Raw genomic sequence first — 20,025 nt, 5'->3', positions numbered from 1 at the left:
TGGTAAACGCTGACGAGGCTGCTTTCTAACAGTTATCACATAAGCCTTATCAAAAAAAAAATGACTCAAAAAATTGAAGAGTACAAGCATGGATACAAATGAAAATCTGCTGTCAAGAATCACCATTAATCCAAATATTATGGTGGGCAAACCAACGATAAGGGGCATGAGAATCACTGTTGAGCAAATACTCAGGGCACTTTCCAGCGGGATTACCGAAAAAGAACTGCTTGAAGAATATCCCGAACTTGAGAAAAAAGATTTCCAGGCTGTTTTTGCATATGCGACCAATTTGGTAGAAGAAGAACAGATTTTTCCAGTTCACATTTCTGCATGAATACCAGAGAATTAAAATTTCTTGTGGATGTCGGAGTAGGGAAAGCAATAGAAGATTATCTCCAATCAGAAGGTTATGATATAAAAGCTGTTCGTAATATTGATCCCTGCATGAAAGATGAGGACATCATCCGAACCGCGTTTTGGGAAAGCCGTATGGTAATAACAATGGACAAAGATTTTGGAGAGCTGGTATATCATTCTTCAATGGATCATTGCGGCATTTTGCTGCTTCGACTCGAAAATGCAGTCAGTTACAAAAAATTGAAAGTGGTACAATTCATTATGGAAAACTATTCTGATCGATTAAAAAATTGTTTTTGCGTTTTCCAAAATGATAAATTCAGAATCAGAAAAATAGCCCGATAGAATTTCCCAATCCATTGACTTGTTCATGAAGCCATGGACCAATTGCCCAGAAAAGATCAGATGTATCTGACTCAGAATGCGAATAAACAGTTTGTCAATCTTATGGACTTTCAAGCAAAAGGGGACGCCTTTATCAGGCGTGTGGCCGCCTGATAAAGGCAAACGGCAATCAAACCCTGCCCGGCAGCACTGCCCGGCCATGACCGGCACAAAATAAATGCAATCCCGGTCATCTCCATACCCCGGGTTTGCCCCCAGCCTCCTGGACCAGGCTGAAAAAAAGCTGTCCGCAAACGGCTTCTCCTTCCATGCCCCGGTCTTCCGGGGCGCCCTGTTCGTCAACCCGGACACCAGCCAGGCCGTGCTCCTGGATCACCGGATCTGCGACACCCGGTATCCGTTTGCTTATACCCTGTACACCAAGGAGCAGAATGCCCTGATGCACAAATACCGGGGGGTGTTCCGGTTCATGGCCGACACCCGGGACGACCTGGCGGATGCGGCCCGCACCCTGGACCGCCTGCTGAACCGGGAGTTTGCCGAAGACAGCATCCAGACAAAGGGCCGCCACCGGAACTGGCACGACATCGACCCCACCATGCCCGAGGCCCTGTTCGAGCAGGCATTTATCGACTGCTACGGCCGCAGGGCCCTGGACCGGGTGATCCGGGAGTTTCCCGTCATCGACATGAACGGCCACACCCGGTGGTGGATTATTTCATCCGCACCCGGACCGGGGACCTGGCCATCGAAAAAAACGGGGAAACCTGGCACCATCCCCTGCGGATCGGCCGGAAGCGCTACCAGGACCAGCTCATCAAACAGAACTCGCTGGCCGCATACGGCATCAAGGTGTTCCGCTGGTCCATCCAGGGCATGACATCCACGGACAATTTCCTGGATGAGATGAAACTGTTTTTCGGCGATCCCGGCGACTTTCTGCTGGGCCAGAAGATCAGCGTGTCCCGGGGATTCTCCCTGTTCCATCACCAGGCAGATGTTTTGGACAGCATCCAGGCGGAACGGGCCAGAGGCGGCACCAGCTTTCTGGTGGTGCTGCCCACGGGCACGGGCAAAACCGAAATCCTGATTGCCGACTATGCCAGAGAGCACAAGGCAGGCCGGGCCGCCCGGGCCCTGGTCATGGTGCCCACCCGGCAGCTGCGGGAGGACCATGCACACAAGTTTCGAAACCGCCTGCCCGACCATGGCCTGCCGGCCGCATCCAGTTCCTGGCCACCTGCTCCCTGCTCAACGAAGGCTGGGATTCCCCCCGGACATCCGTGATCGTCATGGCCCGGCCCACCATGTCCAGGGTGCTCTACACCCAGCAGCTGGGTCGGGGCACCCGAACCTTTCCGGGCAAGGAATCCTTGTACGTCATCGATATAGTGGACAACTCCAGCTTCTCAAGCCGGTAAAGGCCTGTTCAAAACTAAAATTTCAGTGGGGAAATCAAATTTTGATTAAAAATTTTCTTGGCAGTGGTGTCCATCATATTAATTCATCTCTGATAAAGGGATTCAGTATTTACCGCTTTTATCTCATAAAAACAACTCACAACCTTCCCGTTTAAATCTTTCGATCATCTCTTTCAGTTCTTCTTCTGTCATCTCGAAATAATCGGCCAGACACTCCAGACACATCATCCGCTCAACTTTTTGATGAATAAATTTCTTGTTGAGTCCAACTTCATTCCTTGAAAGTTTCGCTTTACCGCAATAGACACAATTGATTCGTTTCCCTCCGCTCATTTTTGTGCCTCACGTAGCGTGTATGCTGCTACGTTTTTCCCCCCATATTCAAGTGGATCTATCTTCTGTAACTGATGCCGGATCACTGTGCGCATCTGCACTGCGGGACGTAAGCAATATCTCTTGAACTCCAACCTGTCGATGTTGTGCGGTTCTGTAACATGCGGAAACAGCAATTTAAGGTAGGCCGTGCACAACCGTAAAATCGCTTCAGTGTCTCGGGTATCCGCCTCTGGAGGATAGTCTACCATTTTTTCAACAACATGCCGGTAAATAAGCGTTTCTGCAGACTGGCGAAGCAAATGCATGATTTCAGAAAAATACTCTGTGTTAAGCGCCCAACCATTAATTTTCAAGTTCTCACTCATACGCGGTATGTCGCGTCCTCGAATAAAACCGTGGAACCTGTCCAGTAATGCCGATTCATGAAACACTTTCGGAAGCCTCTGAAACATGTCTCTGGTTTCGTCCATCTCAGTTTGTGGGATATTCCCTAACAGTATCACGCCGGCACCGCCAATAATACGATTCTTCCCAACAGTTATCTCTCCACTTTCCATGTAGGCTTTAAGCCCGCCCTGCATTTCACTCGGGTCATGAAAGTTGATTGACTGAATTTCATCCAGTGCTACAAAATCATTCGATGCAATCAGCCCGGGACTCTTTCCATTGATGTCCCCAAACATTTTTGCTCTCGTCAGAGTCCCCCCGCTGACAAGCCATCCATATTTCCCTACCCGTCCAAACAGATAGGATTTTCCCGTACCTTTGGGAGCTAATTCCACCAAATTCAATCTTGGTTCTATAAATGGCAGCAGGCGTGTCAACACAGTGTGTTTCTGAATCCAATCTTCGTAGCCCGCCGGATTGTAATCAATCGCTCCGAGCACAACATCAATCCACTCTTCCGTGGTAAACTGACATCGAGCTTCTCTATAGGCTTCCAGATCAATAATGTATGGACAAAAATTTTTGTATTCTAAAAGAGTAAAACATCCTCTTGGTGATTCTCCTCCCGGGCTGCGGTACCCCAGTTGTACCAATCCCCAGCCCCCCGAAGTTTTCACAACGTCTTCTTTAATTCGTTCCCAGACATAATCCTCGATCAGTGTTTCATTATGACCAAGCCCCAGATCCGGAATGGCAAAGGTATATTCATCCGACTTTACGTTGAATTGGATTTCAATTTTAGCAAGAAATTTTTTCGTACAACCGTCACTTCGCGCTTCGTCCTTTAATTCCAAAAAATTATCCCTGCGTGGAATAATCTCATAAATATATTTTCTTAACGCTTCTGCATCGTGTATTCTACCGTCAGACTCAGCTTTGCGTTTAAGAATCCAATCCCGCAAAAATGAAGGTATTGACGCTGCTTTAAAGATTGCCACAATATTTGGATCTTTATAGACCGTCGTATCCGGATATGCAGCACGCAATTTTTCAATATCGACCATGATTACTTTCCCTGTTTAAAGCTACAGATCAAAATCATCTTTCTCAACAATCTGTGCACGTTTTTCAGCAACCTTTGCCCTGGGTACAAAATCTCCGGCTTTTGAAAAGATAACAACCGGCACCAGCCGCTCTTCCAACGTCGCGCCGCCATGCAGCTCAAAACCTTGTCCACCGCCCTTCTTAGGCAATCTGTTATACCCGCGCACCACCCAGTGTTCGCCTTCCAACGTTTCCTCCAGTTCTGGCGGACATCCCTCTTGCTCAACTGACTTTCGATAACGCCAATCGGCAATTTCCATGCTATCCTCAAAAGAAAGCGTCCGCGCCAGTTTTGACTGCCATGCCAACACCGATAGCCTGGAACTCCCGTGGTCTGCTGTCACAAGCACACGCTCAAACAGTGTCAGCCCCTCAGCCACACGCGGCAACACCTCGTCGTCGATCACCTTCAAGGCTGCCACCAGATTCTCCTCCGCAGGTCTTGTCTCGTGGGCTTCCACGCCATTGTGGACTATGTTGTCAAATCGCTTAATATCCGGTAACCGCCTGGCAACATCTGGCCAATGAATTTTGTTAAAAAACGTTGTTGTTGGCAAACATGCCTGGCTCACCGAAATCGAGTCTATACCTATATTCCGCTGCCGCGCAAGAACTGTCAACATTGGCAGCCACTCCGCACCCATTGCGTCTACCACCAACAATGCGCATCCGTCGTCTGATGCATAATTTTGCAGCAGCTTATTCCTCGACTGGACTGAAGTTGGCAAAACCGCATGCAGGGCCTTTTCGTAGAATTCTGCAGTCACCCGCCCAGCCATCTTTAATTCACGGTACTCTCTAAAATATTCTTCCAGTGTTTGATCTTCGAAAACGAAATCCCTATTTAGATATGCTTCAACTTCTGGATACACATCTTTTACAATATTTGCCACAATGCCATCCTCACGGCAACGCCTGAGTAATTCAGCACGTTCGGCATCCGTCCCACAATTTAACCATGGGGCAACTCGAGAAGTGGATTCATCTAAGCAACTGGTGATAAACTGTCGAATGGTCGCTGCCGACATTTTAACATCCGCTTCCAGTATGGCATACCTGCGCTCTTCAGCCTGCCCTTCCACATTTTCCAACCATTGAGCCGCTCCAATTACGTATCCAGAACGAAAATTATCTACTCCAATTCCTTCATGTTTTACAATACGCTCGAGGTAGCTTTCCTTAGGTGCTACACGTTTAAGCAGCCAAAATACCATCTCTCGTTCCGTATCCTTGCACTTGTCAAAAATACGCAAGACATTTTTTGTGATCTCACCTTCCGGAAAAAACAGCTTCTTGAAAATTTCTAATATTGTTTTTCCATAACCCTCTTTGCCTTTCTCACATACCCGAAGTATGGCATCTTCTGATAATTCCCCATCGTCTATGTCGTAAAACACACAAGCAAAATCCCTAAGACAAACTACCTGTCGAACATCAGCGCTAAGCCCTGGTAACTGATGCCCTTCCGAAGCCACAACAATCCGCCGAACAGACTCGTCGTTAGGGTGCTCTTCCATAAATCTCAAATACTTCTGAAACGTGTCACATGCTTCCGGAATGAATGACACTAAATCTTCCCCAACCAGCATCACTTCCGGACTTCCATCAATTCTTTCCGCTTCTGTGAAAATAAAATTTTCGTCACGAATTTTAATCAACTGCCTCCCTTGCCTATAACGCGGATTGATGAAAACATCCTTGAGTATTAGCTCAGTATCATCACCGCCCCTGAATAGGCAGACCGCTTCCCGCCCATGTATACTGTCTACCCAACCCCGTAAAGCATAAATGGCAGCCCGTTTATTTTCGTCTGTCAATAAAGCAAGATAGCCTGGCATTCCAATTAATACTACATCTTTGCCACTTGTTTTTTTTTCTGTCATTGAATTATTTACTCGACCAAAAATTTCTTCAGGCATGGGAAGCCAAGCACTTTCCATCACAAGGTCACTTATCCGCACCTCAAAGCCGCGTTCTTGGTAGAATCGGCGTAACGCAGTCCAGCTTTCTCCTGGGGTAACGATTACTACCCTAGCCTTTGCTTCCGCAAGAGGATTCCTGATATATTCACAATACTCGTTTAGTTTCATAGTATCATTCCAGAACCGTAAGCCCTACATCGGGAATTTGATCAATAAGTGTTAGTAGCAGTTTCTTTGCCTCAGCATCGGAGAGCATATTCACTTTTTCTGCAGCCTGCCTCCGTGCATGAGTATCATATCCCTGCTTCACAAACGCCTCGACTGCTTCCTGAAGCCTTACGTCATTAAGCCATCGACCTGGTGCACTCCCCAATTTTTTTAACAACCACTCGCTTAGTTCACTGACACTGAAACCCATTTTTTGATAACGTGCAGGCAATACCCTTTTAAGGAAGAATTCACCCGCCTTGTTTTCATCCACAAATGCCCCATCTTTTTCAAGATTTTTGAGCACCAACTGTAAACGTTCAGCTGACGCGCTTCCCGGATCTGCAACCGCATCAACGGCGCTCTTGGCGTCATCCACAACCAGAACGCATTCGGAAGGCAGTGCGTATTTACGACTCCATTCGTCAGGAGACTCTGTGTGTGTTCGTGTGCGCCACAGCGCTATAATCTGTTTAGAAACCAGAGTACGACTGAATTCTTCAATCTTTCCACGCCCTATGGCTTTAAAACTTTTTATATCGGCTCTGGCTGAATCTGGTGGAAAGGCATTGTAAAGATCGATGCTTTCCGCAACCATTTTCGGCCATACCTCTCCGAAAATTTCCCGCATCGCACCCAATTGCCACGCTTGACCCATGTCAAAAAACACTTCGCGGATAACCTTATCTTGCTGTTCAATAATTTCCCCAAGGATTTTCACATCATTCCGGGACAATGTCGGTTTGCTGATCAATTCAAAGAAATGCTGCAAAGCCGGATATTTCTTCACCAAAAACTCAGTCGGAACTTTGTTCTCATCCAGCACCGCATTCCTCAAATGGTTCATCGCATCTTCGAAGTTCATATGGCCAGACAAGCCAGCAAGTCTACGGATACTTTCAACGCATAACATCTGACGGTAATAAACATCTTCCAAAACAGACTCGGCGTCTCCTCGTTTCCAAAGCCAGCCGCTCGTTGCCGCTAATTGGGTCTTGACCGCTCTACAATAGGTGTTAGAAGAATCCCCCAATCGTTTCGCAGCCGCTTTTAGCTCAGGCTTGGCGTTATCTATATATTGCTGGAATGCCTTGTCAAAAACCACAGGTGTCATATACTTGGCCATCGCTTCTGCCAGACCCGGCGTTTCCAGAAGCATCATGCCAATATCCTTCACTTTGTTTCCGCGGATTTCCGTATTTCCTTTAGAACTGATACTATTGGCCTCGCAAAGTGAGTTGATAACTTTGTCCATCGCCTCCGCAACCGGTTCGGCTTGTTCACGAATATACACTCAGGCAATACCCACAGCGGAACGCGCTCTGAAATCTGCTCTATCCGCGTCGCTATAACATTGAGTGCTGACTCCACTGTCCCGTCAGCAAGCGGACTATTCCCGAAAATAACACTGCTTTTCTCAATGAATGCCTTTTCTTCTTTTGACAGGCGACAGATCAGTTTCTCGTTCTTTATGGAATTGGTTCCATCGTCTTTCACCACCGCCTCAATGATTTCCGCCAACGCAGCTGCGTCCAAAGTCTTGCTTGTAACTCCATCAGTCCATTGCAGTTTGCGTTGTCCGGTCAACCATGTTTTCAACACAAAGCCCAGTACGAAGGCCGAATGAGGCACACATAATAATCCAAACGGCGGACGTTGTAAATCGATATATAGTTTGCGGATAGAACATGTATTACCCGCACCCACAGTGCTGTCCTGTCGTTTTTTGCAAAATTCACGTAATTGTGTCAGAGGATGGTTTGGGTTTGAATCGAACCATGCTTCATCACCATTGACTCCGTTTTTCTGCCACGTGGCCACCACAGTTTTCCAAGCGCCGGGCCTCGCGAATTTGTCGAACTCCATACCCGCCAACGCCCAGCTTTGCAATGCTGTCGGTGCGGCAAACGCGCTGATGTTGAAGCCGCTGTTGAAGCTGCACAGATCGTCAGTATATGCATTGAATGCTTGTTTCGTATAACCAGTGAGCCATTCTTTTTTCAATTGTCCCCATGTCACTTCCTCGGTGAAGGATTCACCTTTTGGATTAGGTTTATAAACAATAAGTTTGGCAGCGGTCATGATTTTAGAATACCACACTTCCTTAGCACTTTTGACCTGCGTCTCGAACACCCTTTTGCTTGAACTGTCGTTTGTCAATGCGAGGCGTGCGCTATTTTCTTTAAATTCTTCCCATGCGTTAGCGTTGTCACGACAGAAACTGACTTCCGGCAACGTCACAAAAAGCATCCTGTGATCTTTGAAATGTTTGGCCAATTCCCTTGCCTTGTCAGGGATACGCAATTGTTCTTGGTCATCCCGTGCCAGAATGAACTGCACAAGCACTCGATTGCCCTTGTCACTAAAAGAATCGCGTTTTTTGATGTTCGATGCCGAAAGCCCTTTGATGCCAGCAGAACGTATATCATAACGCCCGCCGTAATTGATACCTTTTAACTGTTTAAACAACTCTATTTCGGTGTCATTCAATACAAGCTCTCCAAACTTGTCTTCCAGTGCTGCCTTTTTTTTCATTATCTCATCTGTATCCGAGCGATCACGAAACCGTTCACATCGCCCATTCACAATTGTGAAGCAGTGTTTTTGTTCCAGATTACGCAGAATCATATCCACACCCGCAAGAGCACCGTCGCCTTCAAAACTGCGCTTGATGTTTTCTTCAGATACACTCAAAAGCGGATGACTCACCCCCTGCAACTGTTCGATCAAACCAAACAACAGCACTGCCTTTAAAACGCGCTGCTCATCGGGCTGCAAATCGTTTTTCCGTCGAGTGTATTCGGCACGCGTTTCTTGAACGTGTTGATCAGTCCCCAAATCATCCCGTTCCACAAAGTAGCGCCACAAATGATCCACCGTCAAGAACTGATGCCCGAAAATATCCAAACCGCCTTTTTCAATAAATGTTTTGAATTCTTCTCCATTCAGAAATTCAAACATGCTACGCTGGTTTGCTCCAACTCCCACAGACAGATGTTTCAGAAGAAATGCAGCCATCGGGTGCATTGGCAAGATGTCCTTGAAATCCGCCGAAGGGATGCCAGACTTATTGACAGCCATATAATTTTCAACGACACCCTTCACACTGTACCATAGCTCATCACGCTCTTGCATCCACTCCTTTGCCTTATCTTGTTTAACAACGAAAGCGTCAGCCGCAAGTTTCAGTGCAGTCTCGTCCGGAAGGTCAAGCCTTTTAAATGTAAAGCGGTTGTTTGCCTTTTTTGCGCTCTCGGAACCAGACGATAAATATGATGAAATTTTTGTGTGAGTCACCGGCACAAAATAAAACCGTCCCTGTTGTGCGGCCTCCGCCAATTGCTCAAGCGTCTTTAATTCCGAACGGTTACGTTCCATAAAAGCCGAAAATTCGTCCCAAATATAAACCAGTCCAGAGTAACCGTTTGCTTTCAATGACGAGTCGATCCATGACAGAAATTCTTCAGCGCTCAAACCCAAATAAATGTGCCGCGCCTCCAGTACCCGCATCGCGTCACTTACCAACCCTGATTCCAGATTTGGATTCCGCAATTTTTTCTCCAGCGCATCTGCTGTCTTGATACCCGAATTCAGATAAGGCAACCTCGCCTGCAGTTCGTCGCGTTTTGCAAAAAAATGTGGTCCATCTTGCCGGATACGCTCAATGACTTCATCCAGTTTTCCTTTCAGCGGAATTGTACATCCTTCATTTTCAAGCGTCTTCGTGATACCACGCTGCAAACGCATTAAAAATTGATTCTTTGCGTCCACCCCGTCAGCATTCACATCATAAACAACGAGAACTTTTTCTCCGCGTCTTGCTATCAACTCTTTACGCACGGGCTTTGGTATCTGAGCCTTACGTAAATCCAACCATTTCAGGACACTCACTTCATCGTTCATGAATAATTTTTGCAAAACCAATGATGCATAGCTCTTGCCCGTGCCATACGCGCCCGTGATCCAGAGAGTCTTGTTGTTACCTTCTAAACTTTTAAGCAGCTCACGCAAAATATCTACGAAAGAATCATGCGGATAGAACCCCAACCAAGTCTCCGGCGTTTTGTTAATATCTGCAAGCGTCATACACGGTACGTAATCCGGTCTGACCCCGAAATATTCCCTGTAAAAAGTCATTTACCCTTATCCTCCCAAAATCACCGCGCCATCTATGATTCAATATTTTTTTAAAATCAAATCAACCACATCATCCCGGGTTTTCGTTTCCGGAAAAACCCTTACCTCGTCCAGACCAAGCGTAAAGCTGCACGCAATGAGATCAGGATGCACCGCTGTCAATCCCATGCACTGTTTCTTGAATTCATCCGGCGCAATGCCAAATGCCACTAGAGGAGACACGACCTCCCCATCGAACTCCGCCTCCATCATCTGTCTTATCGTGAAAGTATCACGCCCGGATTTTTCTGCCATCACATAAAACCCGTAAAGAACTACCAACGGATCCACCAAACGGGAACGGCGGGCAATTCCAACAGTATTCTGACCTTTTTTTTCCAACTCGCATACGCTGTTCTCTTCCGTCCCAAATGGAGTCGAGACCAACATGTTTTTTAATGACTGCATACCACCTTTTTTTGTCACATCCTTGATTTTATGACCAAGCATTTCAAACAACTCGGCATTCGAATACAACACATCCATTTTCAATGTGCTGACCAGCCATTTTACCATCGGTGCATAGTTACACAACCCCATCCAAACGCAGTCCCAGGCCAATTTATCCTCGACCCCCCTGTCCTCAAATACTTCAAGGAGTTTCGTGGGTGCAGTTGTTTTCCCATCCATCAACAATCCTTGACGGAACCACTTTTTCGCTGCTGGGACTTGTTTAGCACGGTTGAGTTGGACTGTCTGGCCAAAAGCTTCCCGCTCAGCAAGATAAACGGAAACAAACGCAGTCCGAAGCCCAAAATTGTTATATGAATTGATTCCTTTTAATCCCGATTGGGAACTTTCGGCAACATACATTGATTTAAACCTCCAACATCCAAAATCTATTTTGTGACACCTTAAGCAATTGACACAATCAACTTCGTCAATCGTCACCTCGCCGTTATTCATATGAAGTGCTCCCGTTGGACATTCCGCTTCACACGCCTGGCAGCCAACACAAGCCACTGATTTTTGCAAAACCTTTCGCAAAACCGGCAGAAGCAGTTTCTTTTCCGAATCGTCATTAAAAGAAAACCTGATACTTCCAACACCGTTTGCGGTATCGCGCACCTTGAATAAAATGCCTTCACGGTGTCCTTTCTTTAATACAAGTCGGAAATAACCATTGGGTTCATTCTGGAAGACATTTCCCACCGTTTTCAACCACTCTAAAAACGATTTGGTATTTAGTTCTGCGATATGCCATTCAACGTCCAAACCATCTGATTTTTCAATAGGTCGTGAAAGATGTTTCTTCAACGTCACTCCACTTTTCCGTGCCTGCCAGTTTGAGCTCCCAAGAAATTCTCTCGCCTCCTCTTTGGAAGAAAACTCTTTACCACTGGTCTCAATGATAACATCACAATATGGTTTGATCGCTTTTGGATAAACCGCATCTACAAACCAAGCGTATTTTTCAGAAGATTCTGGGCACATTATACAACCGATACGGGGCAATCCATATCGGTAGGCGGGGTTGATCATCAGATCGTTTTCAAGCAGATATATCCACAACTCATGCGCACCCCACTCCAAAATGGGCATGAGATTCGTCTGTGTTGACGTTTTTACACCTACACCAATATCTTCATAGGTGGATCGATTCAAACTTTCTTCACTACGAACGCCAAGAAACGCCGCAGCTTTCATGGATGTCGAGCCTATCTGATTTTTAAGCTCAATAAGCGCTGGGGCACTCTTGTGAACAGCGCAACACCATCGGATAGTACGTGATGGTGGGCCAAAAAGTTGCCAGTTTTTCAGGGCAGGGATCTTGGCAGAAACCTTTAAAAATGTGCGGTCTACGTATCGATTTTGGATTTCCTCCCATATGCGGTAGGTATCCGGTAGTTCCATATCTGTATCGCTGAAAACAACAGGAACGTCCAGGGGCAGGACCTTGTGGCAAAGGTCGAGTAGGACCACCGAGTCCTTACCACAGCTGAAACCAATATAAACTGTGTCACATCTCCTAAAATAGGCATCGTACATCTCTTTAATGCGTTTAAGAGTATCAGCCACCAGAGCGGTCATTATACTATTGTTTTTTGTTACCATTGCTCCGACATCAACCGGCGACACCTTCATTTTTCTTCGTATTTTTGTTCCTTTGTGCGAATCTTTGTCTTTTCTCATACCCTTCCATTCGATGTCCAATGGCATACCGTAACGTGTTTTATGAAGCCTCGCTATCTCTTCGCCTCGATATAGATACACGTTCTGCTTTGCCCAGAGGAGCGGACGTCTCTCTGTAGGATCAAATTCTAAACGATCCTTTAACCCTGTGAGCGATAGTTCCTCAGCAAAGACCGGACGGATTTCACAGGCCACAAATTTCCCTGTCTGCATCGTCAACAAATACCCACCCGTTTGTTTGTCCCACTCAAAATTATACATTCTGGCTACTTTCTGGCACAATACCGTTTTTCTCACAGACATCAAAATAGCGACGACGATTTTTGATATATTCTTTCACAGTTGAAACCATGAGCCCATTTTCTTGTGCAATATTCTCCTCACTTTCCCCATGCTCCAAACGCATAGCCCACTCAGCAACATTTGGGTTAGTACCAGCACTTTTAAACGTCCGCCAAGTTGATGGCATCAGCGGCCTACCCTCCAAACCGATGATTTCTCCTTCCATCTCTTCTTCTTCAATGGGCAATACTCGCACATTTTGATAATCATCTTTGTTCCCTGTTCTTTCCAGTCTCAAACGTCTCTCCCACAATGTTTCATCCTCGTAAATAAAATGGCAAAAACCATTCGCAGATGAAACGCCCAACAAATGAATGGCTAATTTCGAAATCGCCCATACTTTCCCATCATATTCAACTTGATTGAATTTATCATGAACAGTGCATCTGATGTTATTATCATTTATGAAAAATAATTCCGCACCAACCGGCACTCCAATATTACAAAAACGTGTATTTGGCCTACGCTTGCTTAACCTGGCGACAGCATTTCCTGATGCACCAGCCTTTTTATTGCTAGAAAAAATTTTATTTTTGCCTTGGTAGTGTTTTGCGCAGATTCGCATGAAGGTGTCTTTGTCCTGCAAGGCATATTCCTCGCGAAAATGAGTACGATAGAATAAATTCAAGGCAAATTCTAAATTTGCAACAGACACTCTCTTTCCCAGCACAACCAATGTATCAACGACTGTTGTCATTTTTTCAGAAAAATCTTCTGGTAAAGGAATCGCCTCAGTACTGCACCAACAGGGCACGCCGCCAATTTTTGCCACATAGACCTCCGGCAATAACAGTGCACGGATACTCTCTAATGCATCGGCGCTTAGATGAGGCAATTCTTGTTCAATTTCATTAAAAGCCAACATGCCGTTTTCTCCTTCAAGCCATTCTGAAATTGTTTCCGAAATTGCCACTAAATGATCATCCAGATTAGGTGGTGGCAGGTAACAAAAATCACCTGCATTTCCCCACTCAGAGACCCTGAAATCCAGATACCTCCAATACGCTGCACAATCCTCTGGCGAAGCAATATGGCGGAAAATACTGAAAAAATGTTTAAACAGCCGCTCTACCGAAAAGCACCCATGTTCCAAAAGCCATTCTATCGCCTGCTCTTCGATCACCAATTGGGATTCATCGTCCAAAATCATCTCTCGGGTAAACCATAATCCGTTCCCCAATTGAAACATCTCTGCTTTCAGGTCTTCGACCTGCCAATCCTCAAACTGGACTTTCTGGCGCAGCAGCCGCACCGCCATTGGATCAAACGAGATGCCATTGGGGCACTCTGCGGCCAATGCCGCCAGAAGTTCAGCTGTCTTCATGCCGTCCTCCATTTACGAAGCTGCAAGTATGTAACCAGCCAGTATCTCCATAAAAAATAGTCTGCTTCAATGGCCTTGCCAAAGTCAATCGTCATCAGTGAACAGCAAATTCTTCGAGGGGGGTGAGTGCAGTAAAAAATGGGTCGAATCCCTTTTCCTTTGGAAAAAATGACCCGCCCAAAAGATGTAACATCTTTTGTGTCAGGCTCCCAAACTATCAATTTCGATGCCCTAAGCCAGTGCCGAATAGAATTGACCATGTTCTTTCCAACGCCTAAGGTAACGACTGCATCTTTGTTGGTAAAAATATTAGGATCGTCTTCAAAAGCCCGAAACCCTTTCATAAGCCAGCCAAAACGAAGAACAAATGATTCATGCCGGGAAAAAGCGACTTTTTTGGGATTAAAATACATAATCAATTCTCTATATATTCTTCAATTTCATCATAATTTAATAAAATGGCGTTTTTGTTTTTTAAAAACCTCAAATCATCTTTATTTTCAATTCTGAATCTAAGCAGCACATAATAAATGAATGCTGCCCGAACCTTCAATTCAGCAACACCGTCTTTCATATTGTATTCCTTTTCAATTATTTTACGCTGATCAGGTGTAAGTTCTGGATGGGCTGCAATCTTGACCGTCACAAAATGGTTCCATCTGACATCATCCGCCGGGTTTATCTTGGAATTTTTGACATTTTGTGCATCTATGATTCGGCCTAAAATAAAATCCCGGAATTCATTTGTGAGTTCACAAAACGCCCGAATGTGCCATCTAAACCCATCAAAGGCGAATGCATGAGGTGAGATCCATCTCCAAACAGGGGAAGGTCTACTCATTGATTGATATTTAATGTTGATTGAATTCCCGGCCCGCAAAACCTTTATGATTTTTTTTAAAATATTTGGATCAATGGCCCTTTCGATCGTAGGAACAACAGCGTATTCCGGTATAAACCCCATATGGGTTTCATCCTTTTTAATTGTTCCGTCGGACAGCATTGATAATCTTGAAAGATAGCTGTGGGCATCGATCGACCCTAAAACCGGAGAAAACTTTGATGTCACAAGGTATTTTTTTTGGCTTTTATCATAGTAAATATTGCCCGGCGCGCTCTCCTTGTACTTTTTTATATCCGCAGATGCCTGAGGCACAGAGACCCCGAAAGTATCAATTAAATCTTTCCTGTTTATCGTACCTTCCCAAAAGAGTCGATACTCAATAAATTGTAGCCTTTGCTGGACGCCCCATTTCATATTTATTTAAACTTTCAAAACCATATAAAATTTATATCCGTATAAAAACTATATGCATAAGACCATGAACAATTTTAAATGTAAAGTTATTTGCACCAATTCAGAATAATTTTTATGAGGCTTGGCTGACAAAAGAGGGCTCATTGGGGAAAACAGCTCCTCCTGAAACAAGAAGGCCCAAACTTAATAACAACCGGAGTCGTTATTAGCGGTTTGGGCACAGTTAAAATAAACTTAATGAAAAATTGGATATATGTCAACATCAGCTCCCGGACCCCCACTATTTTATTTCAAAACCATCACATACCGGCTGGTGACCCCGAGGATCTTTTTTTTCTGCATGGCAGACACCACCCCGGCGTTAAACCGCTCCGAAGACATGGGCGCCTGGATGATATGGGTCAGGGTCCAGCCCGTGTTTTTAAACATCTCATGATAATCGGTCAGTAAAATCGCCTGGCCCTTATTCTCTTTTTTCGCCGGGCAGTTCTGGAAATCCCGCCAGTCGGCATTGATAAACGCCAGCCGGGCATCTTTTCTGGCGATCTGTTTTAAAAAACGCAAAAACCGCTCTAAAAAGGCGAGATACGCTGTTTTGGACAACCCGGAAATGCTTTTTTCTGCATACGCGTCCGCTTTTTTATCAAAATAAGGGGGATCGCAGATGATCAGGGCGGGCTTTTCCCTGGTATTGAAAAACGGCCGGGTGTCCCATTCCTGTTCCGGGTCCCAGAACCAGGGCTCGATCTCAGGCCTGGTCTCGGGCCGGTCATCCATGTCCAGGCTCCAGCATCGCCGGCCCATGGCAAGGCAGGTATCAGCACACACCCCGCCCCCGGCCATGGGATCCAGCACCAGATCACCGGGCTCTGAGAAAAAATACAGGATGTGCGCCACCAGCTGGGCCGGGATACGGCCGGGCCAGTCATCGCCGAACCGGGGGTCACATTCCATGAAATTCCACACATCCCAGGTCCGGATGCCCCATTGAAGTGCCTTGAACCGGTCAAAATCATCGGCGTTTACCAACGCCTGTGACCAGACCAGAGATTCAGGCCAGCCGTGCTTTTGCGCCACTTGCTGGACGGTAAAACCCTTCGATAAATCGGTGTTTACCCATTTGGTAAATTCTAACATTTTGGGTAAATACCGTGATATGGTCTGCTGGGGCACCCCCAGTCTTCTGGCAATCCGGTCCTGGGGAATTCCCAGTTGATGTAACCGGAAAATCTTGAGTTCAAGATCAAAAACAGCCGTGGCCCTTAAGTCAGCAATATATGCGGAAACGGTCTGCCTGGTTCTGCCAATGGCCCGGCCGATTTCAGCAGCGGTCAGCCGGGGATTGCGTTGAAACGCACGGCGGGCCGTATTGCGTGTTTCCGCTTCCGTCAGCTGTTTGGGCCCGATGGCCATTTTGGCCGCATACAGGATCGGTTCCATCTGGTCCAGGGTGATAATTACCACATCGATGTGGGTGGCACCCGTTTTTTTATACGCGCCCCACCGGTGGCGCCCATCCAGGATCCGGTATCTGATTTTTGCCGGATTGTCGGGGTCCGGCCATACCTGTACCTCGATGGGGTCAAACTCAAACCCATCCCGGATATTTTCTTCAAAAACGGCAATGCGCCGGTGATCAATCGTTTCCCTGGGATAAATGGATTCATCCAGGACAATATCGGAAATCGGAATTTTCACAATAGCCTTTTCCATATCGCCTACAGCAGTCTGATTCTGATCCGGCCCGAACCTTCCAGCATTTTTTCAGATACTTCCCATTCTAAGAGTTTCATGAACACCTCCTGGTTTCAGGTTACCCGGGCCTCCCTGCATCTTTGGATTATGCGGGACACAGGCTATTTTCAATCATCTCTAATCGACGATATTGTAACGACCTGATTTTATGCCTTACTATCGATGCCGGGGAATGTCAATATAGGGGAAAACCTTTATCAGTTATAGGTAAAATCCCTTAGTTGCATAGCTAACAGATTGAAATACGGATTGTATCCACAATTCCAAGTTCCTTGATCAAAGTATTTGTAGCCCGCTGAGTTACCTCAGAAATTGGTTGAATTGTTGTCAAAGGACTTGAACCCTCACTTGAGTTGTTCTCTCACAGCTTTTTTGGCTTCCGCTATATCGAGAAAATGTGATCTCCCTTCAGAGATGCGCTTTTCTCGAGCGTGTAAAACATCTCCATGCCACGATGGAGAGGGTATATTCTCTGGTGTACCGGCAAGGTCTGCCCAAATTTCTTCGATCGCCTGTAGTTTGTCCTCGACGCTCATTTGTTCCAATGGAATGCTAAAGTGCATGATAATTCTCCAACTATGTTCAATTGATCAACCCCATCTGCTCGACAGTATTGCAGGCGGTTTCCAGCAGCCGGGGGGTTGCAATGAGTATGGCCGGGCTTCTGGCCCGGGACAGGGCCTGTTCATACGGAAACAGGTAATGCTCCCATATGGCTGCACTACATCAGTGCTTCTAATCCTTTACGCTCCATAATATCCAATAATTTCCTTGATGCACCGGCTGGTTTTTTAACTCCTTGTTCCCATTTTTTCACAGTGGACGGGCTTATGTTGAAAACGCTGGCTAAAGCCGCTTGGCTCAGCTTGAATTTTTTCCTGATACAGACGATTTTTTCGGGCGTATATTCCGGTACCTCAGAAATGCAGAGATTCTCGATGTTTCTCATCGTTATATCATCCACCAGCCCGATTTTTTCTAAATCTCTGACTGTACTCATAATGGATTCGGCTATGGATTCTCTCATAATGTCACCTCAATTAAGACGCCATTTTTTATGGCAAGTTCAATTTCTTTTCTCGAAAAACCAAGAAGTATCTTGGCAAATTCCCTGAATGCCTGCATTTCTTTTAAGGCCAAGGCGATTTCATCTTCAGGGATTTTGTGTTTGTCTGCCCATTTGGCAAAGTGTTTGGTCATTGCATGAATCATGTCTTAATATAGCACCAGGTGTCATAATATTCAATAATATTTTCAGCCCGCTTTCCAGGTTTCATAAAAAGGCAGGCCACCTTGCACTGACTTTATGCATTGTTTTTCAAAGACGTGAGATTAATTTACGTTTTGTTTATCTCACGTATTCACCGCCAATCCCTGTGTGCTCTGGCTTAATCCCTGATCGATGCGAAAACCGGCAGATCTGTCGCCGACATTGCAGACAGGCTATAGTGCCATACCCGGAAGGTTTACAGGGATCTTATTGTCCTCCCAACGCCGGGTGGCTCCCTATAATATCTGGTTTGCCGGCGACACCTTCTACATGACCGGCCTTTGTCACATGCGCCATGAGATCCGGATCAGGACTGCCTGAAACTCATGATGTCACCTGCCCTGCAACCATCAATAGGATACTGTGTGACCGGCAGATCCTCTTCGGCCAGTCCAGCTTAAAGATTTGTTCAGATACTGGGTTGAAAGATATAACACAAAGAGTTATACTTTTATCATGAAAAAACTATGTACAAAATGGTTTAAAAAATGGGCTGAAAAGGCACTAATAAAAAGATCCCATCTTATCGAAGCCATTGATAATATTGAAAAAGGACTATCAGTTGCCGATTTGGGCAATAACCTGTTCAAAATCCGTGTGAAACGAAGTGGGCAAGGAAAACGTTCTGGATTCAGAACAATAGTCGCTTACAGAAAAGAGGACAGAGCTATTTTCCTTTATGGATTTGGGAAAAATGAAAAATCAAATATTGAAAAGGCAGAACTACATTATTTAAAAAAATTGGGGAATGATTTACTTGCAATTGATGTCCAACAACTTGAAGGCTTTTTGGAAAAGCAAATATTGTTTGATCTGGAGGTGTTAAAATGAGAGATTCAATCAAAAAAGCAATTAGTGAAACCGTTCAAGATCTCATTGATTCAGGATTTACAACTTCTTTTACTGAAAAGGAGCTTAATTCATTGGGGGTTACAATCCCTGATGTGCATCTGACGACTTGCCAGATTAAAGAAATCAGAGAAACTTTAAATGTAAGCCAACCGGTTTTTGCAAAACTGTTAAATGTAAGCCCATCTTCCATCAGGCAATGGGAGCAAGGGAAAAGACAACCGACAGGTGCCACAAGAGTGCTTCTCGAATTATTAAAACAATCACCACATATTCTTGATTACAGACTCAACGCATAAGGCTCCCAGATTTTTTTCATCCACACATGGCACATGGAGCCGGGTGCGCAGGAGCGTGTCATAGATGCCGGGACCGGGGCGGGAATTCATGATGTCACCGGCCTCTGTCCTGGAAACCGGCAGTAGGATGCCGGGACCGGCAGATTCGCCTCAGCCCAGTCCAGGGCCGCCAGGTCTTCTTTCGGCAGCCAGGTGACAGCTGTGTGTTCGTGCAGGGAAGACTCATGCCGCTTCAATACGCTTCAAATTGCCAATATCAGCTGACTGTTTAGCTTTCCACAAATCATATTGGAGCTGAAGCTTGAGCCAGCCTTCGGGTGATCGGCCAAAGACTTTGGACAATCTCAATGCCATTTCCGGACTGATTCCCGCTCTCCCATTCAATAGCGCCGATAAAGTCTTTCTAGTAACACCCAGTGCTTTTGCCGCTTCCGTGATATTGATATTCAGCGGTTCAACACAAAATTCCCTTATGATTTCGCCTGGATGAGGCGGATTATACATAGCCATGTTTCTCCCTCCGGATGCGTATAGTCT

At 45.7% G+C, this 20,025-nt stretch carries 22 protein-coding genes; 8 read left to right on the top strand and 14 right to left on the bottom strand.

Annotated features, from left to right (window positions below):
* The first annotated feature begins 88 nt into the window (after nt 1-88).
* The 5 genes from K365_RS0101170 to K365_RS27780 all read left to right on the top strand — a co-directional run bounded on the left by K365_RS0101170 (nt 89) and on the right by K365_RS27780 (nt 2,126).
* On the top strand, nt 89-337 hold the full coding sequence (locus tag K365_RS0101170; protein WP_006967979.1) for a DUF433 domain-containing protein: 249 nt from the start codon (nt 89-91) through the stop codon (nt 335-337).
* Nucleotides 334-705, top strand: a complete 372-nt coding sequence (locus K365_RS0101165; RefSeq protein ID WP_006967980.1) for a DUF5615 family PIN-like protein — start codon at nt 334-336, stop codon at nt 703-705. The genes K365_RS0101170 and K365_RS0101165 overlap by 4 nt, the downstream gene beginning before the upstream one ends.
* A 217-nt stretch (nt 706-922) precedes the next feature.
* Nucleotides 923-1,585 carry a hypothetical protein gene (locus K365_RS28205; RefSeq protein ID WP_024333188.1) on the top strand — a complete coding sequence of 221 codons (663 nt, stop codon included), beginning with the start codon at nt 923-925 and terminating at the stop codon, nt 1,583-1,585.
* On the top strand, nt 1,582-1,992 hold the full coding sequence (locus tag K365_RS0101150; protein ID WP_024333187.1) for a DEAD/DEAH box helicase family protein: 411 nt from the start codon (nt 1,582-1,584) through the stop codon (nt 1,990-1,992). Before K365_RS28205 ends, K365_RS0101150 begins: the two co-directional genes overlap by 4 nt.
* Nucleotides 1,989-2,126 carry a P-loop NTPase family protein gene (locus K365_RS27780; protein ID WP_156887657.1) on the top strand — a complete coding sequence of 46 codons (138 nt, stop codon included), beginning with the start codon at nt 1,989-1,991 and terminating at the stop codon, nt 2,124-2,126. Before K365_RS0101150 ends, K365_RS27780 begins: the two co-directional genes overlap by 4 nt.
* A 123-nt stretch (nt 2,127-2,249) precedes the next feature.
* On the opposite strand, the gene K365_RS0101140 is transcribed toward K365_RS27780, so the two are convergent.
* The 13 genes from K365_RS0101140 to K365_RS27775 all read right to left on the bottom strand — a co-directional run bounded on the left by K365_RS0101140 (nt 2,250) and on the right by K365_RS27775 (nt 18,270).
* Nucleotides 2,250-2,459: a hypothetical protein gene (locus K365_RS0101140; RefSeq protein ID WP_024333186.1), complete on the bottom strand. Its 210-nt coding sequence runs from the start codon at nt 2,457-2,459 to the stop codon at nt 2,250-2,252.
* Entirely contained in the window at nt 2,456-3,913 is a 1,458-nt protein-coding gene (gene brxL, locus K365_RS0101135; protein ID WP_024333185.1) for a BREX system Lon protease-like protein BrxL, read from the bottom strand. The genes K365_RS0101140 and brxL overlap by 4 nt, the downstream gene beginning before the upstream one ends.
* A gap of 21 nt (nt 3,914-3,934) precedes the next feature.
* Nucleotides 3,935-6,043 carry a BREX-4 system phosphatase PglZ gene (pglZ, locus tag K365_RS0101130; protein WP_024333184.1) on the bottom strand — a complete coding sequence of 703 codons (2,109 nt, stop codon included), beginning with the start codon at nt 6,041-6,043 and terminating at the stop codon, nt 3,935-3,937.
* A gap of 4 nt (nt 6,044-6,047) precedes the next feature.
* Entirely contained in the window at nt 6,048-7,244 is a 1,197-nt protein-coding gene (locus tag K365_RS28335) for a hypothetical protein (RefSeq protein WP_024333183.1), read from the bottom strand.
* 11 nt (nt 7,245-7,255) lie between these two features.
* The gene (locus K365_RS25475) at nt 7,256-10,168 is read right to left on the bottom strand and encodes a DUF6079 family protein (RefSeq protein WP_211221097.1); all 2,913 of its coding nucleotides are present in this window, start codon (nt 10,166-10,168) and stop codon (nt 7,256-7,258) included.
* A gap of 90 nt (nt 10,169-10,258) precedes the next feature.
* Entirely contained in the window at nt 10,259-12,652 is a 2,394-nt protein-coding gene (locus K365_RS0101115; RefSeq protein WP_024333181.1) for a phosphoadenosine phosphosulfate reductase domain-containing protein, read from the bottom strand.
* Complete coding sequence (locus K365_RS0101110; RefSeq protein WP_024333180.1) at nt 12,645-14,057, bottom strand: hypothetical protein; 1,413 nt, start codon at nt 14,055-14,057, stop codon at nt 12,645-12,647. The genes K365_RS0101115 and K365_RS0101110 overlap by 8 nt, the downstream gene beginning before the upstream one ends.
* Nucleotides 14,054-14,470 (bottom strand): DUF4007 family protein, encoded by a 417-nt coding sequence (locus K365_RS0101105; protein ID WP_024333179.1) that lies wholly within the window; start codon nt 14,468-14,470, stop codon nt 14,054-14,056. Before K365_RS0101105 ends, K365_RS0101110 begins: the two co-directional genes overlap by 4 nt.
* Nucleotides 14,471-14,472: 2 nt before the next feature.
* On the bottom strand, nt 14,473-15,315 hold the full coding sequence (locus K365_RS0101100) for a BrxR family helix-turn-helix transcriptional regulator (protein WP_024333178.1): 843 nt from the start codon (nt 15,313-15,315) through the stop codon (nt 14,473-14,475).
* 285 nt (nt 15,316-15,600) lie between these two features.
* Entirely contained in the window at nt 15,601-17,028 is a 1,428-nt protein-coding gene (locus K365_RS0101095) for a DNA methyltransferase (RefSeq protein WP_024333177.1), read from the bottom strand.
* Nucleotides 17,029-17,414: 386 nt separating this feature from the next.
* Nucleotides 17,415-17,633: an addiction module protein gene (locus tag K365_RS0101085; RefSeq protein ID WP_024333176.1), complete on the bottom strand. Its 219-nt coding sequence runs from the start codon at nt 17,631-17,633 to the stop codon at nt 17,415-17,417.
* A gap of 158 nt (nt 17,634-17,791) precedes the next feature.
* Nucleotides 17,792-18,097: a helix-turn-helix domain-containing protein gene (locus K365_RS0101080; RefSeq protein WP_006964531.1), complete on the bottom strand. Its 306-nt coding sequence runs from the start codon at nt 18,095-18,097 to the stop codon at nt 17,792-17,794.
* The gene (locus tag K365_RS27775; RefSeq protein WP_211221096.1) at nt 18,094-18,270 is read right to left on the bottom strand and encodes a type II toxin-antitoxin system RelE/ParE family toxin; all 177 of its coding nucleotides are present in this window, start codon (nt 18,268-18,270) and stop codon (nt 18,094-18,096) included. The genes K365_RS0101080 and K365_RS27775 overlap by 4 nt, the downstream gene beginning before the upstream one ends.
* A 202-nt stretch (nt 18,271-18,472) precedes the next feature.
* Between K365_RS27775 and K365_RS29610 the strand changes: the two genes are divergently transcribed.
* The 3 genes from K365_RS29610 to K365_RS0101065 all read left to right on the top strand — a co-directional run bounded on the left by K365_RS29610 (nt 18,473) and on the right by K365_RS0101065 (nt 19,488).
* Complete coding sequence (locus tag K365_RS29610) at nt 18,473-18,661, top strand: WYL domain-containing protein (RefSeq protein WP_456072975.1); 189 nt, start codon at nt 18,473-18,475, stop codon at nt 18,659-18,661.
* A gap of 135 nt (nt 18,662-18,796) precedes the next feature.
* The gene (locus tag K365_RS0101070) at nt 18,797-19,171 is read left to right on the top strand and encodes a type II toxin-antitoxin system RelE/ParE family toxin (protein WP_006964529.1); all 375 of its coding nucleotides are present in this window, start codon (nt 18,797-18,799) and stop codon (nt 19,169-19,171) included.
* A complete protein-coding gene (locus tag K365_RS0101065) occupies nt 19,168-19,488 on the top strand; it encodes a helix-turn-helix domain-containing protein (RefSeq protein WP_006964528.1) in 321 nt (106 codons plus the stop codon). Before K365_RS0101070 ends, K365_RS0101065 begins: the two co-directional genes overlap by 4 nt.
* 222 nt (nt 19,489-19,710) lie before the next feature.
* Here K365_RS0101065 and K365_RS0101060 read toward each other — a convergent pair whose 3' ends face one another.
* A complete protein-coding gene (locus K365_RS0101060) occupies nt 19,711-19,998 on the bottom strand; it encodes a HigA family addiction module antitoxin (protein WP_006964526.1) in 288 nt (95 codons plus the stop codon).
* Nucleotides 19,999-20,025: the final 27 nt, after the last annotated feature.

This window comes from Desulfotignum balticum DSM 7044 (assembly GCF_000421285.1).
In the GTDB taxonomy this organism is placed as follows: domain Bacteria; phylum Desulfobacterota; class Desulfobacteria; order Desulfobacterales; family Desulfobacteraceae; genus Desulfotignum; species Desulfotignum balticum.
The sequence above is the reverse complement of the archived record's forward strand: the minus strand, read 5'-3'. Positions and strand labels throughout refer to the sequence as shown.

Excerpts from the sequence above, each read along its gene's own strand:
- K365_RS0101095 (WP_024333177.1), bottom strand. The coding sequence starts at position 17,028 with ATGGAAAAGGCTATTGTGAAAATTCCGATTTCCGATATTGTCCTGGAT.
- K365_RS28335 (WP_024333183.1), bottom strand. The coding sequence starts at position 7,244 with ATGATGCTTCTGGAAACGCCGGGTCTGGCAGAAGCGATGGCCAAGTAT.
- K365_RS0101100 (WP_024333178.1), bottom strand. The coding sequence starts at position 15,315 with ATGAAATGGGGCGTCCAGCAAAGGCTACAATTTATTGAGTATCGACTC.
- pglZ (WP_024333184.1), bottom strand. The coding sequence starts at position 6,043 with ATGAAACTAAACGAGTATTGTGAATATATCAGGAATCCTCTTGCGGAA.
- K365_RS0101080 (WP_006964531.1), bottom strand. The coding sequence starts at position 18,097 with ATGAGAGAATCCATAGCCGAATCCATTATGAGTACAGTCAGAGATTTA.
- K365_RS25475 (WP_211221097.1), bottom strand. The coding sequence starts at position 10,168 with ATGACGCTTGCAGATATTAACAAAACGCCGGAGACTTGGTTGGGGTTC.
- K365_RS0101140 (WP_024333186.1), bottom strand. The coding sequence starts at position 2,459 with ATGAGCGGAGGGAAACGAATCAATTGTGTCTATTGCGGTAAAGCGAAA.
- K365_RS29610 (WP_456072975.1), top strand. The coding sequence starts at position 18,473 with ATGCGAAAACCGGCAGATCTGTCGCCGACATTGCAGACAGGCTATAGT.
- K365_RS0101110 (WP_024333180.1), bottom strand. The coding sequence starts at position 14,057 with ATGAAGACAGCTGAACTTCTGGCGGCATTGGCCGCAGAGTGCCCCAAT.
- K365_RS0101115 (WP_024333181.1), bottom strand. The coding sequence starts at position 12,652 with ATGTATAATTTTGAGTGGGACAAACAAACGGGTGGGTATTTGTTGACG.
- K365_RS0101070 (WP_006964529.1), top strand. The coding sequence starts at position 18,797 with ATGAAAAAACTATGTACAAAATGGTTTAAAAAATGGGCTGAAAAGGCA.
- K365_RS0101165 (WP_006967980.1), top strand. The coding sequence starts at position 334 with ATGAATACCAGAGAATTAAAATTTCTTGTGGATGTCGGAGTAGGGAAA.
- brxL (WP_024333185.1), bottom strand. The coding sequence starts at position 3,913 with ATGGTCGATATTGAAAAATTGCGTGCTGCATATCCGGATACGACGGTC.
- K365_RS0101170 (WP_006967979.1), top strand. The coding sequence starts at position 89 with ATGGATACAAATGAAAATCTGCTGTCAAGAATCACCATTAATCCAAAT.
- K365_RS0101065 (WP_006964528.1), top strand. The coding sequence starts at position 19,168 with ATGAGAGATTCAATCAAAAAAGCAATTAGTGAAACCGTTCAAGATCTC.
- K365_RS28205 (WP_024333188.1), top strand. The coding sequence starts at position 923 with ATGCAATCCCGGTCATCTCCATACCCCGGGTTTGCCCCCAGCCTCCTG.
- K365_RS0101060 (WP_006964526.1), bottom strand. The coding sequence starts at position 19,998 with ATGGCTATGTATAATCCGCCTCATCCAGGCGAAATCATAAGGGAATTT.
- K365_RS0101105 (WP_024333179.1), bottom strand. The coding sequence starts at position 14,470 with ATGTATTTTAATCCCAAAAAAGTCGCTTTTTCCCGGCATGAATCATTT.
- K365_RS0101150 (WP_024333187.1), top strand. The coding sequence starts at position 1,582 with ATGACATCCACGGACAATTTCCTGGATGAGATGAAACTGTTTTTCGGC.
- K365_RS0101085 (WP_024333176.1), bottom strand. The coding sequence starts at position 17,633 with ATGCACTTTAGCATTCCATTGGAACAAATGAGCGTCGAGGACAAACTA.
- K365_RS27775 (WP_211221096.1), bottom strand. The coding sequence starts at position 18,270 with ATGACCAAACACTTTGCCAAATGGGCAGACAAACACAAAATCCCTGAA.